General features: G+C 47.2%; 14 protein-coding genes and 1 pseudogene. 5 read left to right on the plus strand and 10 right to left on the minus strand.

Going from position 1 to position 19,100, the window contains the following annotated elements:
- Positions 1 to 87: 87 nt before the first annotated feature.
- The 3 genes from A3KS_RS21515 to A3KS_RS0115110 form a co-directional block, all read right to left on the minus strand.
- A complete protein-coding gene (locus tag A3KS_RS21515) occupies positions 88 to 1,908 on the minus strand; it encodes an alkaline phosphatase (RefSeq protein ID WP_051355924.1) in 1,821 nt (606 codons plus the stop codon).
- Positions 1,909 to 1,987: 79 nt separating this feature from the next.
- Positions 1,988 to 2,611, minus strand: coding sequence for a response regulator transcription factor (locus A3KS_RS0115105; protein ID WP_026395611.1), 624 nt, complete (start codon positions 2,609 to 2,611; stop codon positions 1,988 to 1,990).
- Between the two features lie 25 nt (positions 2,612 to 2,636).
- A complete protein-coding gene (locus tag A3KS_RS0115110; protein ID WP_026395612.1) occupies positions 2,637 to 3,701 on the minus strand; it encodes a sensor histidine kinase in 1,065 nt (354 codons plus the stop codon).
- A gap of 216 nt (positions 3,702 to 3,917) precedes the next feature.
- Here A3KS_RS0115110 and A3KS_RS0115115 point away from each other — a divergent pair, with 216 nt between their 5' ends.
- The 3 genes from A3KS_RS0115115 to A3KS_RS0115125 are packed head-to-tail and all read left to right on the plus strand — an operon-like array spanning position 3,918 to position 7,140.
- On the plus strand, positions 3,918 to 4,850 hold the full coding sequence (locus A3KS_RS0115115) for an ABC transporter ATP-binding protein (RefSeq protein ID WP_026395613.1): 933 nt from the start codon (positions 3,918 to 3,920) through the stop codon (positions 4,848 to 4,850).
- Between the two features lie 9 nt (positions 4,851 to 4,859).
- Positions 4,860 to 5,987, plus strand: a complete 1,128-nt coding sequence (locus A3KS_RS0115120) for an ABC transporter permease (RefSeq protein WP_026395614.1) — start codon at positions 4,860 to 4,862, stop codon at positions 5,985 to 5,987.
- Positions 5,974 to 7,140: an ABC transporter permease gene (locus A3KS_RS0115125; RefSeq protein WP_026395615.1), complete on the plus strand. Its 1,167-nt coding sequence runs from the start codon at positions 5,974 to 5,976 to the stop codon at positions 7,138 to 7,140. The genes A3KS_RS0115120 and A3KS_RS0115125 overlap by 14 nt, the downstream gene beginning before the upstream one ends.
- 44 nt (positions 7,141 to 7,184) lie before the next feature.
- On the opposite strand, the gene A3KS_RS0115130 is transcribed toward A3KS_RS0115125, so the two are convergent.
- From A3KS_RS0115130 to A3KS_RS0115145, 4 genes are all read right to left on the minus strand, one after another.
- Positions 7,185 to 8,117, minus strand: a complete 933-nt coding sequence (locus A3KS_RS0115130) for a DMT family transporter (RefSeq protein ID WP_026395616.1) — start codon at positions 8,115 to 8,117, stop codon at positions 7,185 to 7,187.
- Positions 8,118 to 8,177: 60 nt separating this feature from the next.
- A complete protein-coding gene (locus A3KS_RS0115135; RefSeq protein ID WP_084505029.1) occupies positions 8,178 to 10,130 on the minus strand; it encodes an oxidoreductase in 1,953 nt (650 codons plus the stop codon).
- A gap of 58 nt (positions 10,131 to 10,188) precedes the next feature.
- Complete coding sequence (locus A3KS_RS0115140; protein WP_026395618.1) at positions 10,189 to 10,674, minus strand: hypothetical protein; 486 nt, start codon at positions 10,672 to 10,674, stop codon at positions 10,189 to 10,191.
- 65 nt (positions 10,675 to 10,739) lie between these two features.
- The gene (locus A3KS_RS0115145; RefSeq protein ID WP_026395619.1) at positions 10,740 to 11,270 is read right to left on the minus strand and encodes a DUF2284 domain-containing protein; all 531 of its coding nucleotides are present in this window, start codon (positions 11,268 to 11,270) and stop codon (positions 10,740 to 10,742) included.
- Positions 11,271 to 11,552: 282 nt separating this feature from the next.
- On the opposite strand from A3KS_RS0115145, the gene A3KS_RS0115150 reads away from it, so the two are divergent.
- The gene (locus A3KS_RS0115150; RefSeq protein WP_026395620.1) at positions 11,553 to 13,487 is read left to right on the plus strand and encodes a diguanylate cyclase; all 1,935 of its coding nucleotides are present in this window, start codon (positions 11,553 to 11,555) and stop codon (positions 13,485 to 13,487) included.
- Between the two features lie 178 nt (positions 13,488 to 13,665).
- On the opposite strand, the gene A3KS_RS0115155 is transcribed toward A3KS_RS0115150, so the two are convergent.
- Positions 13,666 to 15,123, minus strand: a complete 1,458-nt coding sequence (locus A3KS_RS0115155; protein WP_026395621.1) for an alpha-amylase — start codon at positions 15,121 to 15,123, stop codon at positions 13,666 to 13,668.
- A 241-nt stretch (positions 15,124 to 15,364) separates the two neighbouring features.
- Positions 15,365 to 17,200, minus strand: coding sequence for an alkaline phosphatase (locus A3KS_RS21520; RefSeq protein ID WP_051355925.1), 1,836 nt, complete (start codon positions 17,198 to 17,200; stop codon positions 15,365 to 15,367).
- 335 nt (positions 17,201 to 17,535) lie between these two features.
- Here A3KS_RS21520 and A3KS_RS0115165 point away from each other — a divergent pair, with 335 nt between their 5' ends.
- Positions 17,536 to 18,789 (plus strand): 6-phosphofructokinase, encoded by a 1,254-nt coding sequence (locus A3KS_RS0115165; RefSeq protein WP_035356467.1) that lies wholly within the window; start codon positions 17,536 to 17,538, stop codon positions 18,787 to 18,789.
- A gap of 127 nt (positions 18,790 to 18,916) precedes the next feature.
- Here the strand turns inward: A3KS_RS0115165 and A3KS_RS23795 are convergent.
- Positions 18,917 to 19,100: pseudogene (locus tag A3KS_RS23795) on the minus strand (group II intron reverse transcriptase/maturase); the annotation flags it as partial.

The following is a 19,100-nucleotide window of genomic DNA, read 5'->3' on the forward strand; positions in this document are numbered from 1 at the left end:
TACAGTTTTTATCGTCACCTTAGGGCTAAACAGAAGAAACCTGTTACTGCAGCATACCATGCTGTTTCCAGTAACAGGTTTCTCTTATTATTCCAGCAATTCCCGGATCACCCTGGGAATATCGGTATTATTGATATAGGCACCCCGAACCGGGTCGGCACCTACGGCATATTTTTGAAACAAATCGGCACCGGGCCCTTTGGCAAAAATGGGCACCAGCTGATTCGTATGCCCTTCGCTATTCCAAACCATCGTCGGCATATTACCTTGGCCATTATTGACAACCTCATTATAAACACCGGCGTTGCCAGTGAGATAGCCGGTTTCGTGATCGCTGGTGACAATCACCAGGGTTTCTGACCAACTGCTGTTGGCTTCGACCCAATCGCACACAGCTGCCGCGGCCTGGTTAAAATCAGCTTCTTCTTCGATCATCCGGCCACTCTGATTCTTACTGGCGGCCCAGTCAACAGCGCCACCTTCAATCATCAGGAAAAATCCCGCCTCGTTATTGTCCAGTACATTGAGGGAGGCTCTGGCCATTGTCGCCAGCGATGGCACCTGATTATTTATCGCGACCGCAAAAGGCTCGGCATTAAGATCACCGGCCCGGCCATACTGCAAGGTTGTATAAACCGGTGGCACCCCAATCACCCGGTCTGGCGTATCACCGCTCTGGAGGGCTTCAAAATCAGCCTTTGTCTGAATCAGCTGCCATGGTTCGCTGTCGCCATCGCCATCGGCGTCATTGCCCAGGACTCCTGCTTCAAGAGCCTCCCAGGTTTCTTTGCCACCGACGAATTGATAATACTCCGCTTCGACGGTACTGCGTCTGACACTATCGTCGTTATATAAGGGATTACCCGCACCCATGATCACGTCAACAGAACTTTCGCTAATCATTTCATTGGCAATCCCACTGTAATTTCTCCGGTCCACATCGTGGGCAACAAAAGCTGCCGGGGTGGCATGACTGAGTTCCACTGAGGTAACGACCCCGGTGGATTTGCCTTTCTCCTCAAAATCTTCAGTAAGATTTCGCAACTCTTTCAGATTCGTATCAACGCCAATGGCCCCATTATAGGTTTTCGTTCCGGTGGCCATGGCGGTGGCTGAGGCTGCTGAATCGGTGGCGCGGTTTTTCAGCTCATCAAAACTGTTCCAGATTGTGGCTGGATCATAGATATAGCGGGCATCATCCTCGGTTTCAATTTTACCGGCTGAATAGGTGCTCACATAATACCGGGTCGGAAAGGCTTCATAGACCTGGGTTCCCGCTTGCCCCGTGGTAAAATAGTCGGTCGCCATGATGTGATTGGCACCGCCGCCATCGGCGATCAACAGAATCACATTTTTAAAGGCCGCTGTATCATCCGGCGGTGTTGTTCCTTTGGGTGTGATCATCATGCGGATCGCTTCCATCCGATAGGAAAGACCTTCAGTCCCAGCCAGTTCACCATTTTTAACCCAGGTCATCCAGCCCCGATTCTGAACGTGAGCCTGATAATAGACGTCATAATTTTCCGCTTCGGTGCCAGTAAGGTTAATTCGGATCGCTTCCATTCGCAGTGACCGGCCGGAGGTGCCAGCTTCGGCACCATCGCTAACCCAATTCTGCCAGCCGATATTCTGAACATGGGTTTGATAGGTGATCCCTAAATCAGGGTGATCACTGACCTTTAATTTGATTCCTTCCAGACGCAGTGACCGACCCGTGGTGCCACTCACCGAGCCTTCCAACTGCCAATCCTGCCAACCGACATTTTGGATATGAGTTTGATAACTGTATTTCCCCTGAAAAGCCAGCATTTGCGACTCTGTTTCCACGGCGTTTACACAGGCTGGCAGAGGGATCAAACCCATCACTAATAACGCCAACAGCACAATTCCTTTTTTTGTCTTGTTCATGATTCCATCATCTTTCCTTTAATGGGATTTTTCTCCATGAATCAGTCAATCGGATGGCTTTTTTGATTTTTTCAAAACCTCAGGCCAGATTTTTGTAGAAAAAGATGGCCAGCTGGGTCCGATCCCGGAGATTCAGTTTTTCCAATATGACACTGATGCGGTTTCGCACCGTTCCTTCACTTAAATACAGACTCTCGGCAATCTCCCGGTTGCTGAGCCCCTGGGCCACCCGGTCGATCAGTTCCAGCTCCTTGTCGCTCAGATCAAAGCGGTCCGCCTCCCGGTGCTCAAGTTGATTGATTAAACCCGGAATCTTGGTGACAATATCCTGGCCAAAGACGCTTTGACCAATCTGCACCGCTCTTAGAGAAGGCACGATGCTTTCAAAATCCTGTTTAATGATATACCCTTTTGCACCCAGTTTAAGCGCTTTGATAATATATTCATCATCCAAAAAGGTGGTTAAAAATAAGATCCTGGCCGTTTGGTCCGCGGCCAGAATAACCGCGGCAGCTTCCAGCCCGGTCATTACCTCCATGCGGATATCCATTAGCAGCACATCCGGTTTTAATTGGCGGTATAAGGCAATCGCTTCTTCGCCATTGTGCCCCATTCCGATCACGTCAATATCCCCCTGGGCTTCAATGATGGTTCTTAGCGATTGGCATACCAGCCGGTCGTCGTCGACAACAAGTATTTTCATGATTCCTCCCGTAGTTATGTTTTTTTTAGTCATTTTTGGGCACCGAGATAAAGATCCGGAAACCCCGGTCAACGGTGATATTAACGTTGCCATTAAGGGCAGCCACCCGGTCGGTAATATTTTTAAGCCCGATGCCGGTGCCGTCATGATTTGCGCTACCGCTGCCGTTATCCTTAACCACCAGCTGGATCAACCCCGGATGTTCCCGGACAACCAGGGCAACTTCGCTGGCTTGGGAATGCCGGATGATATTTGAGAAGGCTTCCTTGACCACCGCCACAAAACAGTATTTCACTTCTTTATCCAGCGGCGACTCCACATCATAATCAAATTTGACCGGGCAAAACTCAAAATTTTTAATTAGCGTCTGCAGTTCCACCTGTAAGTCAAGTGATTCATCATGGAGATCATGAACGCTGTTACGGATACTGTCCATGGCTTCCGAAAGCGTTTCTTTGATCTGGATTAACCCTTCCCGGGTTTGGACATCTTTACTGATTGCCAGCAGCGCCCCAGTTTGCAGAATACTCCGGGACAGCATATGCCCGACATTGTCATGAATATCCCGGGCAATCCGGTTGCGTTCGCTCAGCGTGGCTAGGTTCAGTTCGTAGTCCTGCTTTTCCATCAGCATCTTATTCTTTTTTTCCAGCTGCAGGGCGCTTTCCCGGGTGGTGTCCCGGAGGGCGTTGTAATCTTGTCTCAATGTTTCCAGCGAAAGCGTTCGCCTTTTGAGAAAATAGGCCACCAGCATAAAAACCGGAATCAGCACCACCGAGGTGCCACTCACCGCCGTGAAGCCCGTAGCGGCTGGCAGCAGCGCCAGCATCCACAACCATTTGTAACGGGAAATCAGGATATCATAGCCGATTAGCGGTACAAACAGAAGATAAACCGGTTCAAAAAAACAAATCAGCAGATAGCCGCCAAACAATCCCGCCGTCACCGGCCCTTCTTTTAAATAACTTGATGCCGCGCCAAAAATGATTGCCACCAGCACCGGGGCAATCAGCAACACATTGTCCACAGTGGTCAGATACAAGGCCAGACAGAACCCAAATATAATCAGTTTATCAATCAGCTTATTCATACTTTACCAACCCTCATCAAAATAGTCTAAAGCATTTCACCCCAGCAAAGATGCGATTTTATCACTACTTTAACATAAATGGTGACATTTGTCATACTCAATCAGGAGGCTTATCACTATCAAAGTGACATCTACCGGTGTAAAATAAACCCATTGATAAATAAAAACGCGATTGCCCACATTACTGGGTTGCGGCACACATAAGGAGAAATTGTTATGGTAATTAACGTCAAGAATCTGGTCAAACGTTATGGCGATCTGATCGCCCTGGATCACTTTAATCTGGAAGTACAAGAAGGGGAAATTCTCGGCCTGCTGGGACCCAACGGCTCGGGAAAAACTACTGCTATTAATTGCATCTTATCCTTGCTTAAATATGATAAGGGCACCATTGAAATCTACGATCAGCCGATGTCCCCGGAAGCCTATGACATTAAACGTAATATTGGCGTTGTGATGCAAAACGTGGCGGTCTTTAATGAACTGACCGTTTATGAAAACATCGACTACTTCTGTGGTCTCTATATTGCTGATAAACAAACCCGCAAAAAACTGGTGGCCGAGGCCATTGATTTTGTGGGTCTCAATGATTTTACCAAATTCTACCCCAAAAAACTCAGCGGCGGACTGTTGCGCCGTTTAAACATCGCCTGTGGCATTGCCCATAAGCCCAAGCTGATCATTCTGGATGAACCGACAGTGGCCGTCGATCCCCAGAGCCGTAACAATATTCTCGAAGGAATTATGGCATTGAACCGTCAGGGCGCCACCATCATCTATACCTCTCATTATATGGAAGAGGTGGAACAGATCGCCAGCCGCATCGCCATTATGGATAAGGGCAAGATCATTGCCATGGGCACCAATGAAGAACTGAAGATGATGATCAAATCCGGCGAACATATCAACCTTGAACTGCTTAATCCCGAGCATCTCGATCTCACCGAAATTCAGGCCTTACCGCACATTATCTCCGCTGAAGTGACCGACCATCAGTTGGTCGTAAAATCAAGCCGGGGTAAAAATAACCTGATTGCGATTCTTGACCACTTGAAGGATCAGAATATCACGATCGGTAAAATTTACTCTGAACCACCAACCCTGAACGATGTCTTTCTGGAAATAACCGGCAAAGAATTGAGAGATTAGGAGGATACCATGTTTTTATTTAATTATCGCTATCGTCTCAAGTGCATCTTTAGGGACCGACAACTGATGTTCTGGACCTTTCTTTTTCCGGTTCTACTGGCCACCCTGTTTAACCTGGCCTTTTCCAACCTTTCCAGTTCTGATAATTTCCTGAAAGTGAATGTCGCCGTGGTTCAGAACCAGGCACTGGATCAGAACCCGGCTTTTACCGAGGCTATCGATGGCGCCGATGATCTGTTCGTTGTTCAATATACGACCAAATCCGCCGCCGAGGCCCTGCTTAACGATAATCAAATCGACGGTTATATCATTTTCGATTCAAAGCTTAACCTGGTGGTAAGCCAGTCTGGCCTTAATCAAACCATTATCCGTGAATTTCTGGATGATTTTGTCCAATCATCGGCTACTATCGTCACGATTATTACCACCAACCCTACGGCCCTCGATGGCGGGATCCTGGCCGGGGTTTCCAGTCGCAACGAATACCTGACCGCGGTTTCCGCCAGCCAGTCCAACCCGGATCCGGTTGTTAATTATTTCTACGCTCTGATTGCGATGACCTGTTTATATGGCGGCTTCCTCGGCGTAAAGGAAGTGGTAGCGATTCAGGCCGACCTCTCCGCCGTGGGGGCCCGGATCAATTTGGCCCCGACCAATAAACTGACCGTCTTCCTTTCTTCAATGCTGGCGGCCACCACCGTTCAGTTGCTGGAACTGTTGATTCTGCTGGCCTTTCTGATCGGGGTGCTGGGCATCAATTTTGGCGATCAGCTAGGCTATATTGCTCTGACCTGTCTCGCGGGAAGCCTCACCGGGGTGACATTTGGGGCCTGCATTGGTTCCATCATTAAACAAGGCGAGGGGCTCAAGATTGGTATCCTGATTGGTTCCACCATGACCATGTCCTTTCTAGCCGGAATGATGTCCGCTGACATCAAGTATCTTGTGATGACCAGGGTGCCGATTCTGGGCTACCTCAACCCGGCCAGCCTGATCACCGACAGCTTTTATGCCCTGTACTACTACAATACCCACACCCAGTTTTTTACAAATATCCTATTGCTGTGCGGTTTCACACTGCTCTTTAGCACCGTCACGTATTTAGTTTTAAGGAGACAAAAATATGCAAGTTTATAAAGCCTTTTTTAAAATAATCCAGAAAAACCGCGGTCAGATCCTGATCTACCTGGTGGTTTTTATGGTCCTGGCACTGTTGTTGACCAACACTTATAATCCGCCTCAAGATACCGATTTTTCGAAGGTTAAGGTCAATATCGCCTTTATCAATAACGATAGTGATTCTCAACTAGTCGCTGGACTCAAAACCTATTTGGATGAAAATGCCAATCTGGTGGATCTTCCCGATGATACCCAAAAGCTCCAGGATGCACTGTTCTTCCGTGAGGTGGAATACATTCTCCGGGTTCCTGCCGGTTTTACCGAAGCGATGCTGAGTGGCCAGAACGTCCAGTTGGAAAAAACAACCGTGCCGGACTCCACCAGTAACGTCTACATGGATCTGCTGATCAATAAATATTTGAACACCGCCCAAACCTACACCACCTACCTGCCCGGTCTCAGTCAGGCTGATCTGACCCAATACCTGGCCAGGGATTTGGCTGAACAAAGCGAAGTCACTCTGATCAGCAACGGCAGCCACTCCGCCAATGCTGAAAAATCGGGATATTACTTCAATTATTTGTCCTATTCGATGTTTGCTATTCTGATTCTGGGGGTCAGTTCGGTGATGCTGGTCTTTAATGATACCGATCTGAAACGGCGAAATCTCTGCTCGCCGATCCGATCGGCCACTATTAATTTCCAGATGATTCTGGGCAACCTCAGTTTTGCTATCCTAACCTGGCTTGTGCTGATCTCAGCCAGCTTTGTCATGTATGGTAGCTTCATGTTTACGCCCCCCGGAATGTTGTTACTTCTAAACTCCTTTGTCTTCACCCTGGCCGCTTTAAGCATCAGCTATTTAATCGGTAATCTGGTCAAAAGTCGGGGTGCGATGTCAGCCGTTGCCAATGTCTTTGCTTTAGGCACCAGCTTTATCAGCGGGGTCTTTGTTCCCCAGGAACTGCTGGGTGACAATGTCCTGACCATTGCCAGTTTTACCCCCACCTACTGGTATATCAAAGCCAATAACGAAATCGCCGCAGCGGTCAGTTTCAATGCCGACACTCTCCAGTCGATTTTCACCAGCATGGTGCTGGTGCTGGCCTTCGGGGTGGCGGTACTGGCCGTGACGCTGGTGCTGATTAAGCAGCGGCGGGTGGAAGCCTGATTAGGTTATGTTACTACTGATAAAAAAAGAAGTCAGCATCATTGCTAACTTCTTTTTTTATCTTGTTGCTGATCAGCTTCCCGATTAACCAGCCAGATCCCCACACTGACACAGGCCAGAGAAACGAGAATCCGCAAATTCAGAAACTGTTCGCCGAGAAAAATCCCGGACAGCATCACCCCAAAAACTGGGATCATAAAGCCATAGATGGCCACGATCCCCACCGGGTTGTGCTTGAGCAGGATCGTCCAGATGGTAAAGGCCGTCGCTGACAAAGCGGCCAGATAACCGAGCAGCAGCAGTCCCGGGATGGTGATCTGGGTGATCGTTCCGCCCATGGTCAAACCGACCACAATCAACACCACCCCGCCGATCATCAGCTGATAGGCGGTCAGAATCATCGCATCGCTTTTCTTGGTGAAGACCCGGGTCATCACCGCGCCCAGGGCCGAGGCAATGCAGACCAGAAACAGAAAGCCATCGCCAATCAGCGAAAATCGGCTGTCGATCGTTCCGCCGTTGAGCTGAATGATGATGACCCCGGACATTCCCAACAGGCAGCCAAAAATCTTGGCCCGGGTCATCTTTTCGTTTTTCAGGATCAGATGAGCAAAGAGAATCGCAAAAAAGGTTGAGGTGGCATTGATAATTGACGCCTTCACCCCGGTGGTATTGGCCAGACCGATATAAAAGAAAATATATTGGAGGGTCGTCTGCACCAGCCCGAGGCTGATCATCCGGCCCCATTCATCCCTCCGGGGCACCACGATTTTTTTATAGTAAACACTGGTGATGATCCAGGCGAGTATCCCCGCCAGGGTAAAGCGATAGCCGGCAAATAAGACCTGAGCGCCGGTTGTGTCGATATCAAAAAGCCCATAGCCAATTTTCACCGCCGGATAAGCACTCCCCCAGAGCAGGCAGCAAAGGGTTGCCAGGGCCAGAACAAGGGCCTTGTTTTGCAGTCGATCGGTCAAATTTTCCTCCTGTTGATGCTGTTTTATTTAATCAATCATTTTTTAAACTCATTTATTTAATCAAATCAAACGAGCCACCTCATTGGCCGCCCAGATGGCTGTCCGGATGTTTTTGACTGCCTGACTGTCGCCAATAATATAAACCTGGGGGTAGTTATTCTTTAACTCTTCATATAAGGAGTTGGTCGGTTCAAAGCCCACTGCAATCATCACATGATGAGCCGGGAGCAACCGTTCCTGTCCATTTTTTTCAATCACAGCACCTTCTTCGGTGACTGCTTTAAGTTGGGCGCAGGTGATAATTTCGCTACGATAAAAGACTAGTAAATCCCTAAGCATCTGTTTGTTGGCCGGGGCCATGGGAATGCCAGCGGCAAGAATATCCGGGGCTGAGTCGACGATGATCATCTTATGGCGATGCATGGCCAGATGGAGGGCCGCTTCACATCCGGCCAGACCACCGCCAATGGCTGGACAGCGGGGTCCAACAAAGGTTTTGTCAGTCAGTACATCAATGGCGTTGGTCACTTTTTCGCTGTCCATCCCCGGGAATTCAAGCGTCCGGGCTTCGGAACCCTGGGCAATAAAAAGGATCTCCGGATTGATGGCGGCTATTTTTTCTGGGGTTGCCGGTTCATCCAGTCGGATCTCGACCTTTAAGCTTTGCAACTGCATTTCATACCAATGGATCAGCTGCGGGTCAGCGGTTTTTAAGATCCGCTGACTACTGTATTTCAGCTTGCCTCCCAGCCCATAACTTTTTTCAAAGAGGATCACCTGATGGCCCCGCACGGCACTGACTCGGGCAGCTTCCATACCGGCCGGTCCAGCGCCGACTACCACCACTTTTTTCGGGGTTTTAGCTGCTGCAATACTGGACCGTAGTTCCCGGTTGCAGGCCGGATTAACGGTACAGGAGGCTTCCTGGCCGGCGATTAACTGCGCCAGACACCCGTCATTACAGCCCAGACATGGCCGGATCGCTTCGGTTTGACCATTTTCTAACTTGTGGGGCAGCTCGGGATCAGCCAGTAGGGGTCGACCCAGTCCCACCACATCCAGTTGGTCTTTTGTCAAGGCCTCGATAGCCAGATCCGGATCGGCCATTTTTCCAGCGGCCAAGACCGGTACTGCGACAACTTTTTTAAGGGCCTCACTGAAATTCAGATAAACCCCTTTGTCAAAATAGACCGGCGGATATTTCCAATAGGATGCCTTCTCTGTCGTATCAATACCCGCTGCCACGTCAAAACCGTCACAGCCCGCCGCTGCCAGGATGACGGCGGCAGCCAGGGCTTCTTCCCGATCACGGCCCTGTTCCACGAATGTTTCGCCAGGTAAGGCTTGCTGCGCCTCGACTTTGAGAAAGCTTTTCATTGCCAGCCTTAGTATCACCGGGAACTCGCTGCCACAGGTGGTTTTGATAGCAGCAATTATTTCCGTCACAACCTGGAAGCGGTTTTTCAGTTCGCCGCCATAGCCATTGCTGCGCTGATTATAGAGCGCCAGCGTAAAACCATCCAGCAAAGATCCCGTCTCGATTTCGACACCATCAAAACCGGCGGCTTTGACAATTTTAGCCGCGTCGGCAAAGGATGCCACCAACTCCTGGATTTCAGCGATGGTCATCGCATTGCAACGTTTGCTTTGTTCTGCCCGGTCGTCTCCAGCCAAACCAGCCGCCAGCTGGACAAAGATCTTGGCACCCTGATCGTGGATCTGCCGGGTCATTTCCAGACCCGCCGCGATATAGGCCGCGGGGTTTACTGCTGGCGTCGGATCAGTGCCTGCACTCTTTTTTGCACCAGAACCGGCCACCTCATTGGCACCAGTAATGATCAACCCCACCCCGCCGGTGGCCCGGGTCACATAAAAAGCGATGGCCTCATCCGTATAAGCCCCGTTTTGATCGACCGTCGCAATTCCCATCGCCGGCATAAACAACCGATTCTTCAATTCAAGCTTATTGATTGTGAATGACTCAAATAAAGCCCTGACCTTTTTATCCATCATTTCTCCCCTACCTTCTTATTTTCAGAATAACTTCATATTTATAAGAATTGAACAAAACTTAGACTGCTTGCTTTATTGCTGCGCCGAATTTGCGGATATGATCCACCATTTCCTGATAGGTACTTTTCATTAAATCCGCTGGCAACTCGTAGAGTTCGATGCTGTGTCGCAGCTTGACCATGCCGTTAGCCACGATTTCGTCTGTTGCCGTGATATCAAAATCGGCTTCATAAACTACCTTACAGTCAATGCTAGCATTGAATTTACTGGCCAGTGATCCCAACATCATCCGGGCCAGCTGATACTGCTCATCGATCACATAAAAATCTACATAGGTTTCCGGGCAATGGTCATCCCGTTTATCCTCAATCAGGAAGCCCTGGCAGGCACTCATCGAAAAGAACACCGGAATAGCATTGATTGCATCCACCAATTCCCGGATCCCGTCATCAATGTCATCAGGATTCCGTAAATAAGTCGCTTTGTCTGTTTGAGTAAAAACTGTGATGGGATTGCCGGCAATCCCCAAAAATGATAAATCCATCTTATCCTCGCTTTCATTAACTATTTGAAAATTCTGACTGGTCGGTTCTTGCTGGCAGCCGTTTTTTAGAAAAAGATCATCCCAAACCAGGTGATTACATTATAACCGTTTAAAAATGACAGGTTATGTTTTTCGCAGATATCCGTTACCGAGATGGCATGGCTTTCGACACAGGGATACATTTTATCCTGATGCTTACAGGCCTCATCCGGGTAGGCACATTCCTCACAAATCGCACAGGATTCGGCCGTGAGAATCAGCTTGTCCGCCTGTTCGCCAAAAACATTAGCCTTAATCTGCTCAACAATTTCGAGATGCTCGCATCGGGTCGCCAGCATCTCGTCCATATTGAGAATATCACTGACCTCCGAGATAGTGCTGAAAATAAAGGCATGCTCATAACCCAAACACCGTTCTTTACATTCTTCCAGCGTCCCGACGGCCGGGGGACAGGACCAGGAGTTCCCGTACTGGGGACATTCCAACTTACAGATGGTGCGCACGGCCTCATAAAAATTGATTTCTGACGGATCAAAAAAGGCATATTCAAAAATAGGATACTCAGTGATTTTCTTTTCGATATTTTCTCTTGTCATTATTTACCACCTCACAAATTGATTTATTTTATCATAACCGGGTCAAATTGTCCTGATCAACACCCCAAATCGCAATTGACTGGATCGATCGTCTCATTGTATAATGAAACAATGGTGTATGCAATAGATCTGATCGTGATACCTTTGTATCAAATAAAATAAATTTTAAGTCAAGTAAATTTAAACTATAACCGTCAAGAATGGAGCGTGATGATCGCGTCTCCATCTGTTTTCGTTTAATCGATTTCTTCTTACTTTAATCTCCCGAAAGGAAGCGCCTCCATGGTTAAACCCAAATTACTATTCCCGATCATTATCATCATGCTTTTTTTGCTGGGCGGTTGCTCCTCGCAACCCACAGAGATCGAAAAAAAAGCGGAACACGGTCTTCTTGATTTAACGCAATTCAATCTGAAAAATGAAATCATTCCGCTGGATGGCGAGTGGGCTTTTTACTGGAATCAGCTTCTCGAACCCGACAGCCTTGATCAGGGTTCCCTCAGCGGTTATGTCCCCTTTCCGTCGTCCTGGAATAAATATGAAATCGATGACCAAAAAATCCCGGGATCTGGGTACGCAACCTACCAGTTGACCTTTGTTGCTTCTGATAATGAGATTCTGGCGCTAAAGCTCCCCAAGGTCCGCACTGCCTACAAGCTCTGGATCAACGGCGAGCTGATCGCTACCGCCGGCACCCTGGGTACTACCCGGGAAGACATGGTGCCCCAATACCTTCCTCAGATCATCTCTTTTGAAGCCCTGCAGGGAGAAAATACCGTCGTCCTTCAGGCGTCCAATTTTTATATGTCCAGCGGCGGACTGCTGACTAGCATCTTCCTCGGCGGCGAAACGCGGCTGCTGGCAATGAGATACAATGGCTTGGCCTATGAACTGTTTCTGTTTGGGGCTCTGATGATGATGGGGGTGTATCACCTGGCTTTATTTTTCTTTCGAAAAAAAGACAGGGCGCCACTCTATTTTGGCCTGTTTTGTATTCTGGTAGCGATCCGAACCCTACTGATCGGCGAATCCTTCCTTTATTTTGCATTGCCGGATCTGGACTTTACCCTCGCCCGAAAAATCCAGACCTTGACTTATTATCTCGGGGTACCTCTGATTTTGATGTTTTTCAGGGCTATTTTGCCCGACTACTTCCATCTCTTTCTGACCAAAATTGTTTTGGTTATGGGAATTGCCTATACTACCGTGGTGATTTTTGCGCCCACCAATATTTACTCCACCATCAATCCGATTTACCAGATTTGGACTATTTTCCTGATCATTTATCTGTTTACGCGACTGTTAAAAATTGCCTTCCATAAAGAAAAAAGCAGCGGACTAATTATATTGGGCGGGCTGGCCCTGATCGCTACCAGTCTCATTGATATTATCACCCTTAGCCCCTGGATTAATGACAGCTGGCCACCACTGATAAGAATGATCTTTCAGGGGGATGCCAATTCTTCCACCGGGCAATTGATCTTTGCCTGTCTCTATTCCTTGTTGCTGGCCAAGAATTTTTCGGAATCCCTGGAATATCGAACCGTCATGGGTGAAAAGCTCATCAAAATGAACACACATCTCGATGAGCTAGTGCTTACGCGGACCAAAGATTTAACCGAATCCAATAAAAAGGTAGCACAACAGAATCTTGAACTGGAACAGATCAATCAGGAACTGCAGCTACTCTCGCTGAACGATCCCCTGACCGGCTTATGGAACCGACGCAAATACAAAGAAACCGTTGGTCTGGAATGGCAGCGCTGTCTGAATCATCAGAAACCTATTTCACTGCTGTTTATTGATGTCGATTATTTTAAAAACTATAACGATTTATATGGCCATGCCGCCGGGGATGAATGCCTGGTCCAAATCGGCGCAACCCTCAAAGCGACCTTAACCCGCCCCTCAGATATGGCAGTGCGCTATGGCGGAGAAGAGTTCGTCGTACTCCTTTCTGAAACCGGCAAAGAAGATGCCCTGAAAATCGCCCGGCTTCTGCTGAAACGAATTGATCAACTCGGTATTCTCCATCAGGGATCAGCCGTTAAAAACTGCATTACTGTCAGCATCGGGGTTGCCAGCCTGCTACCAGGCCATCATTCGCGGCATGAAGATCTCATCGAAATTGCCGATAAAGCCTTGTACCACGCCAAAGCCAAGGGTCGAAACCAGGTTGTTTATCTGGATGCTGCTAGCCACGATACCCCGGTTTAAGACCTTTCTAACATTTGTGTAAAATGTAAAACAGATAACCCAAACACATTTATCTCCCAATCCATTATCCCGCTGAATGGAGCCAGTAAATCACCCTAACAACAAAACTAGCTAGCGAAATACCCATTCACACTAAAAGTGCCGAAAAACAGCGACGAGCTGGATTATGGCACTTTTTTTAATTCAGTTCTGCCCATACCGAAATCGATCCCGGCGCTGACAAGAAGGTACCCATCCCCTCTTCATTGATTGTCACGATTTCCTCTCGATTACCTAAAGAGTCCTGATAATTTTTCCCCGCATGTTGCTTGCCGATGTACATATCTTTATAACCTTCATCACTATTTGTTACCACAACGGCCATACCGCCAGGATGTTCTTCATCACCTTCCCGGGTCCAGCCAATGCAGTTGGGATGATCGAGATAATCGTTTTGTTGGCCATAGGCGTCATTCATCCGTAACGATAACAATTTATCGATTAAATCCTGTTTGCCGGGAATTGGATTGTCTCCGGCAATACCGTAGTAGTCACCATAAAAAATGCAGGGCAAGCCACCTTCGCGCAATAAGATCATGCCATAAGCCAGTGGTTTGAACCAGTCATCAACCCATGATTCGAGGGCTTGTGATGGTTGAGAATCATGATTATCCACAAACGTTACCGCTTTAGTGGGATTTTTCTCCATCAATGTATTATGAAAAATTTTACTCATGTCAAAATTATTGCCGGCGTGGCTAGCCTCAGAAAAGTGCATGTGCAGAGCAACATCGAACAAATCCACATTGCAGGCTGTCTCCACGATATAATTTTCTAACGTGGCGTAACTCTGCTTCCAGTACTCCCCTACAGCATAAAAATTATCACTTTTTTTTTCGCGGATGTTTTTAATAAATTCATCAATAAATTCGCCTTCGATATGTTTAACCGCATCCAGACGAAAACCATTAACGCCAGTTTCGTCAATATACCATTCACTCCAACGTTTCACCTCATCTCGCACATCCGGATGATCATAATCCACGTCGGCATACATCAGGTAATCATAATTGCCATATTCCGAGTCGACCTCAGCATTTTCTGCCCAGCCTTTAGCGGTTCCTTTAATCATATAGATTGCCTTTTTGCCATTTTCCTGATTAAAATCAGTTCCTGAAAAATGGGTCCAGTTCCATTTAAATTCAGAGTATTTGCCCTGTCTGCCAGGAAATGTAAACTTTGTCCAGCCTTCAATCTCGTAGTCATCGGAAACTTTTTTCTGGCGGTTCTGGGGATCGACTTCGTAGGCAGGAAACCGTTCGGGCTCATCTGCTCCGGCTTTATGGTTTAAGACAACATCGGCAATGGCCAGAATGCCCTGATCATGCAACGCCTTAATCGCTGTCAGATATTCTTGTTTGGTTCCATATTTTGTCCGCACGGCCCCATTTTGATCAAATTCCCCCAAATCGTATAGGTCATAAATACCATAACCAACATCATTGGTTCCTGTTGCTTTTGTTGCCGGGGGCATCCACACTAAACTAATGCCAATTTCTTGTAAATGTTTTGCATCCTCTTTCAGTCTTTGCCAATGGTTACCGTCATCCGGTAAATACCATTCAAAATACTGTATCATTGCTCCATTTTTGCTCATTTAGAACCTCTCTCATTCTTATTCGTTGTCTCTTGTAGACTTACAGCTGCATTATACTTTTATATTTCCTTCACAGTATTTTCCTTACTTTTATTTACTACCCAAAACAGCGCAGAATAATATCATCCTAAAATTTACAATAAAAAAGCCGCATTTTTATGAAAACTGCGACTTTTTTATTCAAATTTTATTTATTGCCCTGATTCAATCAACCAAGTCTGGTAATCCTTCCGATTCCGTTCTAGTTAATCAAGTTTCGGATCGCCAGAGCTATTTCAGTGTTATCCAGATAGGCTCCCTTTAATGGATCGGAACCATCAGCATAGCTTTTTAACAACTCGGCACCAGCTCCTTTGGCAAAGAAAGGAACCAGTTGATTGGTATGATCTTTGCTATTCCAGGCCATGGTTGGCATCACACCTTTACCATTATTCACAACCTCGTCATAGACACCAGCGGTACCGGTAAGATATCCGGTTTCATGATCGCCGGTGACAATCACCAATGTTTCTGACCAGTTGCTGTTGGTTTCAACCCAGTCACAGACGGCTTCCACTGAGTTGTTAAAATCCATTTCTTCCTCAATCACGCGACCACTTGAATTACCATGCCCAGCCCAGTCAATGGCACCGCCTTCAACCATCAGGAAGAAGCCCTCGTCGTCGTTGTCCAGAACATTGAGCGCACCCTTTGTCATCACGTCCAGGGTTGGCACATTGGCATTGACGGCGACAGCAAACGGTGCTGCAGCCAAATCGCCGGAGCGGTTGTACTGAAGGGTTTCATATACTTCTGGTACCCCGACAACTCTTTCGGGGGTCGTTCCCGTCTGGAGACCTTCAAAAGCTTCCTTTGTCTGAATCAGGTTCCAGTTTTCGATTGTGCCATCTCCGTCAGCATCATTTCCCAGATTTCCGGCCGCCAGGTTATCCCAGGTGTCTTTTCCACCGACATAACTGTAATTGCTGTCTTCAACCGTTGTCCGGAGGGTTCCATTATTGTCATACAGTGGATTTCCGGCGCCCATAATGACATCGGTTTTACTGTCCTTAATCATTTCATTGGCAATCTCACTGTAGTTTTTTCGGCTGGCATTATGGGCGACAAAGCCAGCTGGGGTGGCATGGCTGAATTCAACCGAACTGATTACTCCAGTGGCCTTATTCAGCGCTTCAAAATCTTCGCTGATATTGACCAGATTCTGCGCACTCTCGTCAACCCCTATGGCGGCGTTATAGCTTTTTGTTCCTGATGCCATCGCCGTCGCTGCAGCTGCTGAATCGGTGGGGAATTTTGTCAGTAAATCAAAGCTGCCCCAGATTGTTTGCGGATCATAGACACTGGCAAGGTCATCTCCAGCACCTAATTCATTATGCGAATAAGTACTCATATTGACGCTGGTCGGAAATTGCTCATAAACCTGGGCCACAGCTTTTCCCTCGGTATAATAGTTCGTCGCCAGGATCTCATTAGATCCACAACCATCTGAAATCATCAGGATCACGTTCTTAATCGATCCGGTGTTAACTGGTGCCGGTGAGCCCTTCGGTAAGACCACGACCTTGATCCCTTCCAGTCGATAACCTTTGCCTTCGGTGCCTGACAATTCGCCGTTTTTAACCCAATTCATCCAGCCGGTATTTTCAACATGAACCTGATAATAAATATCGTAGTTGCTGGCTTCAGTTCCGGTCAGTTTAATGCGGATGGCTTCCAGTCTCAGTGATTCACCTTCGGTTCCGCTGACGGCACCATCAGTGACCCAGTCCTGCCAGCCTTCATTTTGGACATGGGTCTGATAGCCAATGCCCAAATTCTTGATGTCGCTGATTTTAAGTTTGATCCCTTCCAGCCGTAAGGATTTTCCGGTGGTTCCGCTAAGTGACTCTTTCGATTTCCAATCCTGCCAGCCAACATTTTGAATCTGGGTCTGATAACTGCAATTTCCTTCAAATACTAACGGCCCTCCACTGGCATTGGCCGTCACCTCTTCGGCCAACACTCCGGTGGTCATCTGCATCCCCAACATTGCGGCAATTGATAAAACTGCCATTCCGCGCTTCATTGTTTTTTTCATAACGCTCCTTTTCACTATTGTTTTTCGGCCTTTGCGACCGGCCCGACCCTTTGCCCTCAATGGGTCTTACGCAATCTAGCGATATTTTCACTCTATGGTATAGTATATCTCACTAATCAACCGCGCAATTGTTAACTTTGTTAAAATAAAGTTAATATTCTGGTATGTAATCATCCACAGAAAAACAATCGATGCGTTTTGTTATTTATGAACACTAGCTGACGTAGCTTCGATCGATTATTGAAACGTTCCTTCGTAGTCACAAGATTCTTTGGTTTAAATACGGGTATAAACAAAACAATGAATAAGATACTTGCTATTTAAGGAGTTAAATTATGACAACACCATTAAAAGGCGCCTGTCTCATCGGTCAATCTGGCGGACCGACATCCGTCATCAATGCCAGCGCTCTTGGCTGCATTGAAGCTGCACTTGCTTCGGAACATATCACAAAGGTGTACGCTGCTGAAAATGGTATCAGGGGTGTTTTAAGCGATCGATTATATATTATGGATCTGGAGGATCCTGATGAGCTTTCACTGATGAAGTACACCCCTTCCTCAGCGTTTGGTACCTGTCGTTATAAACTTAAGGATTTCATTGTGGATGATACGGATTACAAGCGTATTCTCGATACCTTTCGAAAGTATGATATCCGTTATTTTTTATATAACGGTGGCAATGATTCCATGGATACCTGCAGCAAAATAAGCAGTTATCTGAATCAGAACAACTATGAATGCCGGATTATCGGCATCCCCAAAACCGTCGACAATGATCTTTTAGGCACGGATCACTGCCCCGGCTACGGTAGTGCCGCTAAGTTCGTTGCCACATCCTGCATGGAAATTTACAAAGATGCCAAAGTTTATGGAACCGGTTCCATAACGATTCTGGAAATCATGGGCCGAAACGCCGGATGGCTGACTGCATCTTCGGCGTTGGCCACCTACAAAGGTCTTGGCCCTGATCTGATCTATTTGCCTGAGATCTATTTTGATCTTGCCGATTTCATTGCCGATGTGAGCAGAATCTTTGAAAAAAAAGGAGATGTTCTTGTCGCCGTTTCTGAAGGCATTATGGACAAAAGCAATACTTACATTTCAGCCTATTTTTCCGAGCTGTCCAAGAATACGGATGCTTTTGGTCATTCAAGAATGGGCGGACTTGCCGCTGGCCTGGCCAGCTTTATCGGCACAAAGATCGATACTAAGGTTCGCGGTATCGAATTCGGCCTTACTCAGCGGTGCGCCGCCCATATTGCATCCGGTACAGACATCGAAGAAGCCTATGCGATCGGCAGGGTCGCTCTTAAAGTTGCGCTTGACGGTGCTACCGATCAGATGGTCGGCTTTGAAAGAATCCCCGGAAAAGAATACCAATGCCGAATAAAGATGTTCGATCTAATTGATGTCGCAAATGATGAAAAGAAAATACCCCGAGAATGGATCAATGCCGCCGGCAACGGTCTACTGCCAGCTTTCATCGACTATGCGCTACCACTCATTCAGGGCGAAACCAAAATGCTGAAAGAAGATGGTCTTCCCAAGTTCGCCAAGCTTAAAAAAATCATGACCCGGGATATCTAAATATTTACGGTACTTTTATTGTAGACGATCGAGTAGCTAGAAATCCGGGTAATTAGTCCGGATTTCTTTGCTCTCACAGAACCGTGCTTACGTTTGCCGTACACGGCTCCTGAAATCTCTCACCGAATTAATAATAATTCGACAGTAACCCAACTTTATATTGACATAAATCGATGAGTCCCAGATCTTCAAAGTACTGGTTTGGGAGTAACATATGGATGATATGGACATTTGAATTCTTCCATTTCGTCACGGCCATCTTTTCACCACTACCTTTGATTCCCTGTTTTCTCATTGCCTTATGCATGGCT

This window comes from Acetobacterium malicum subsp. dehalogenans DSM 11527 (assembly GCF_000472665.1).
GTDB classification, from domain to species: Bacteria; Bacillota; Clostridia; order Eubacteriales; family Eubacteriaceae; genus Acetobacterium; species Acetobacterium malicum.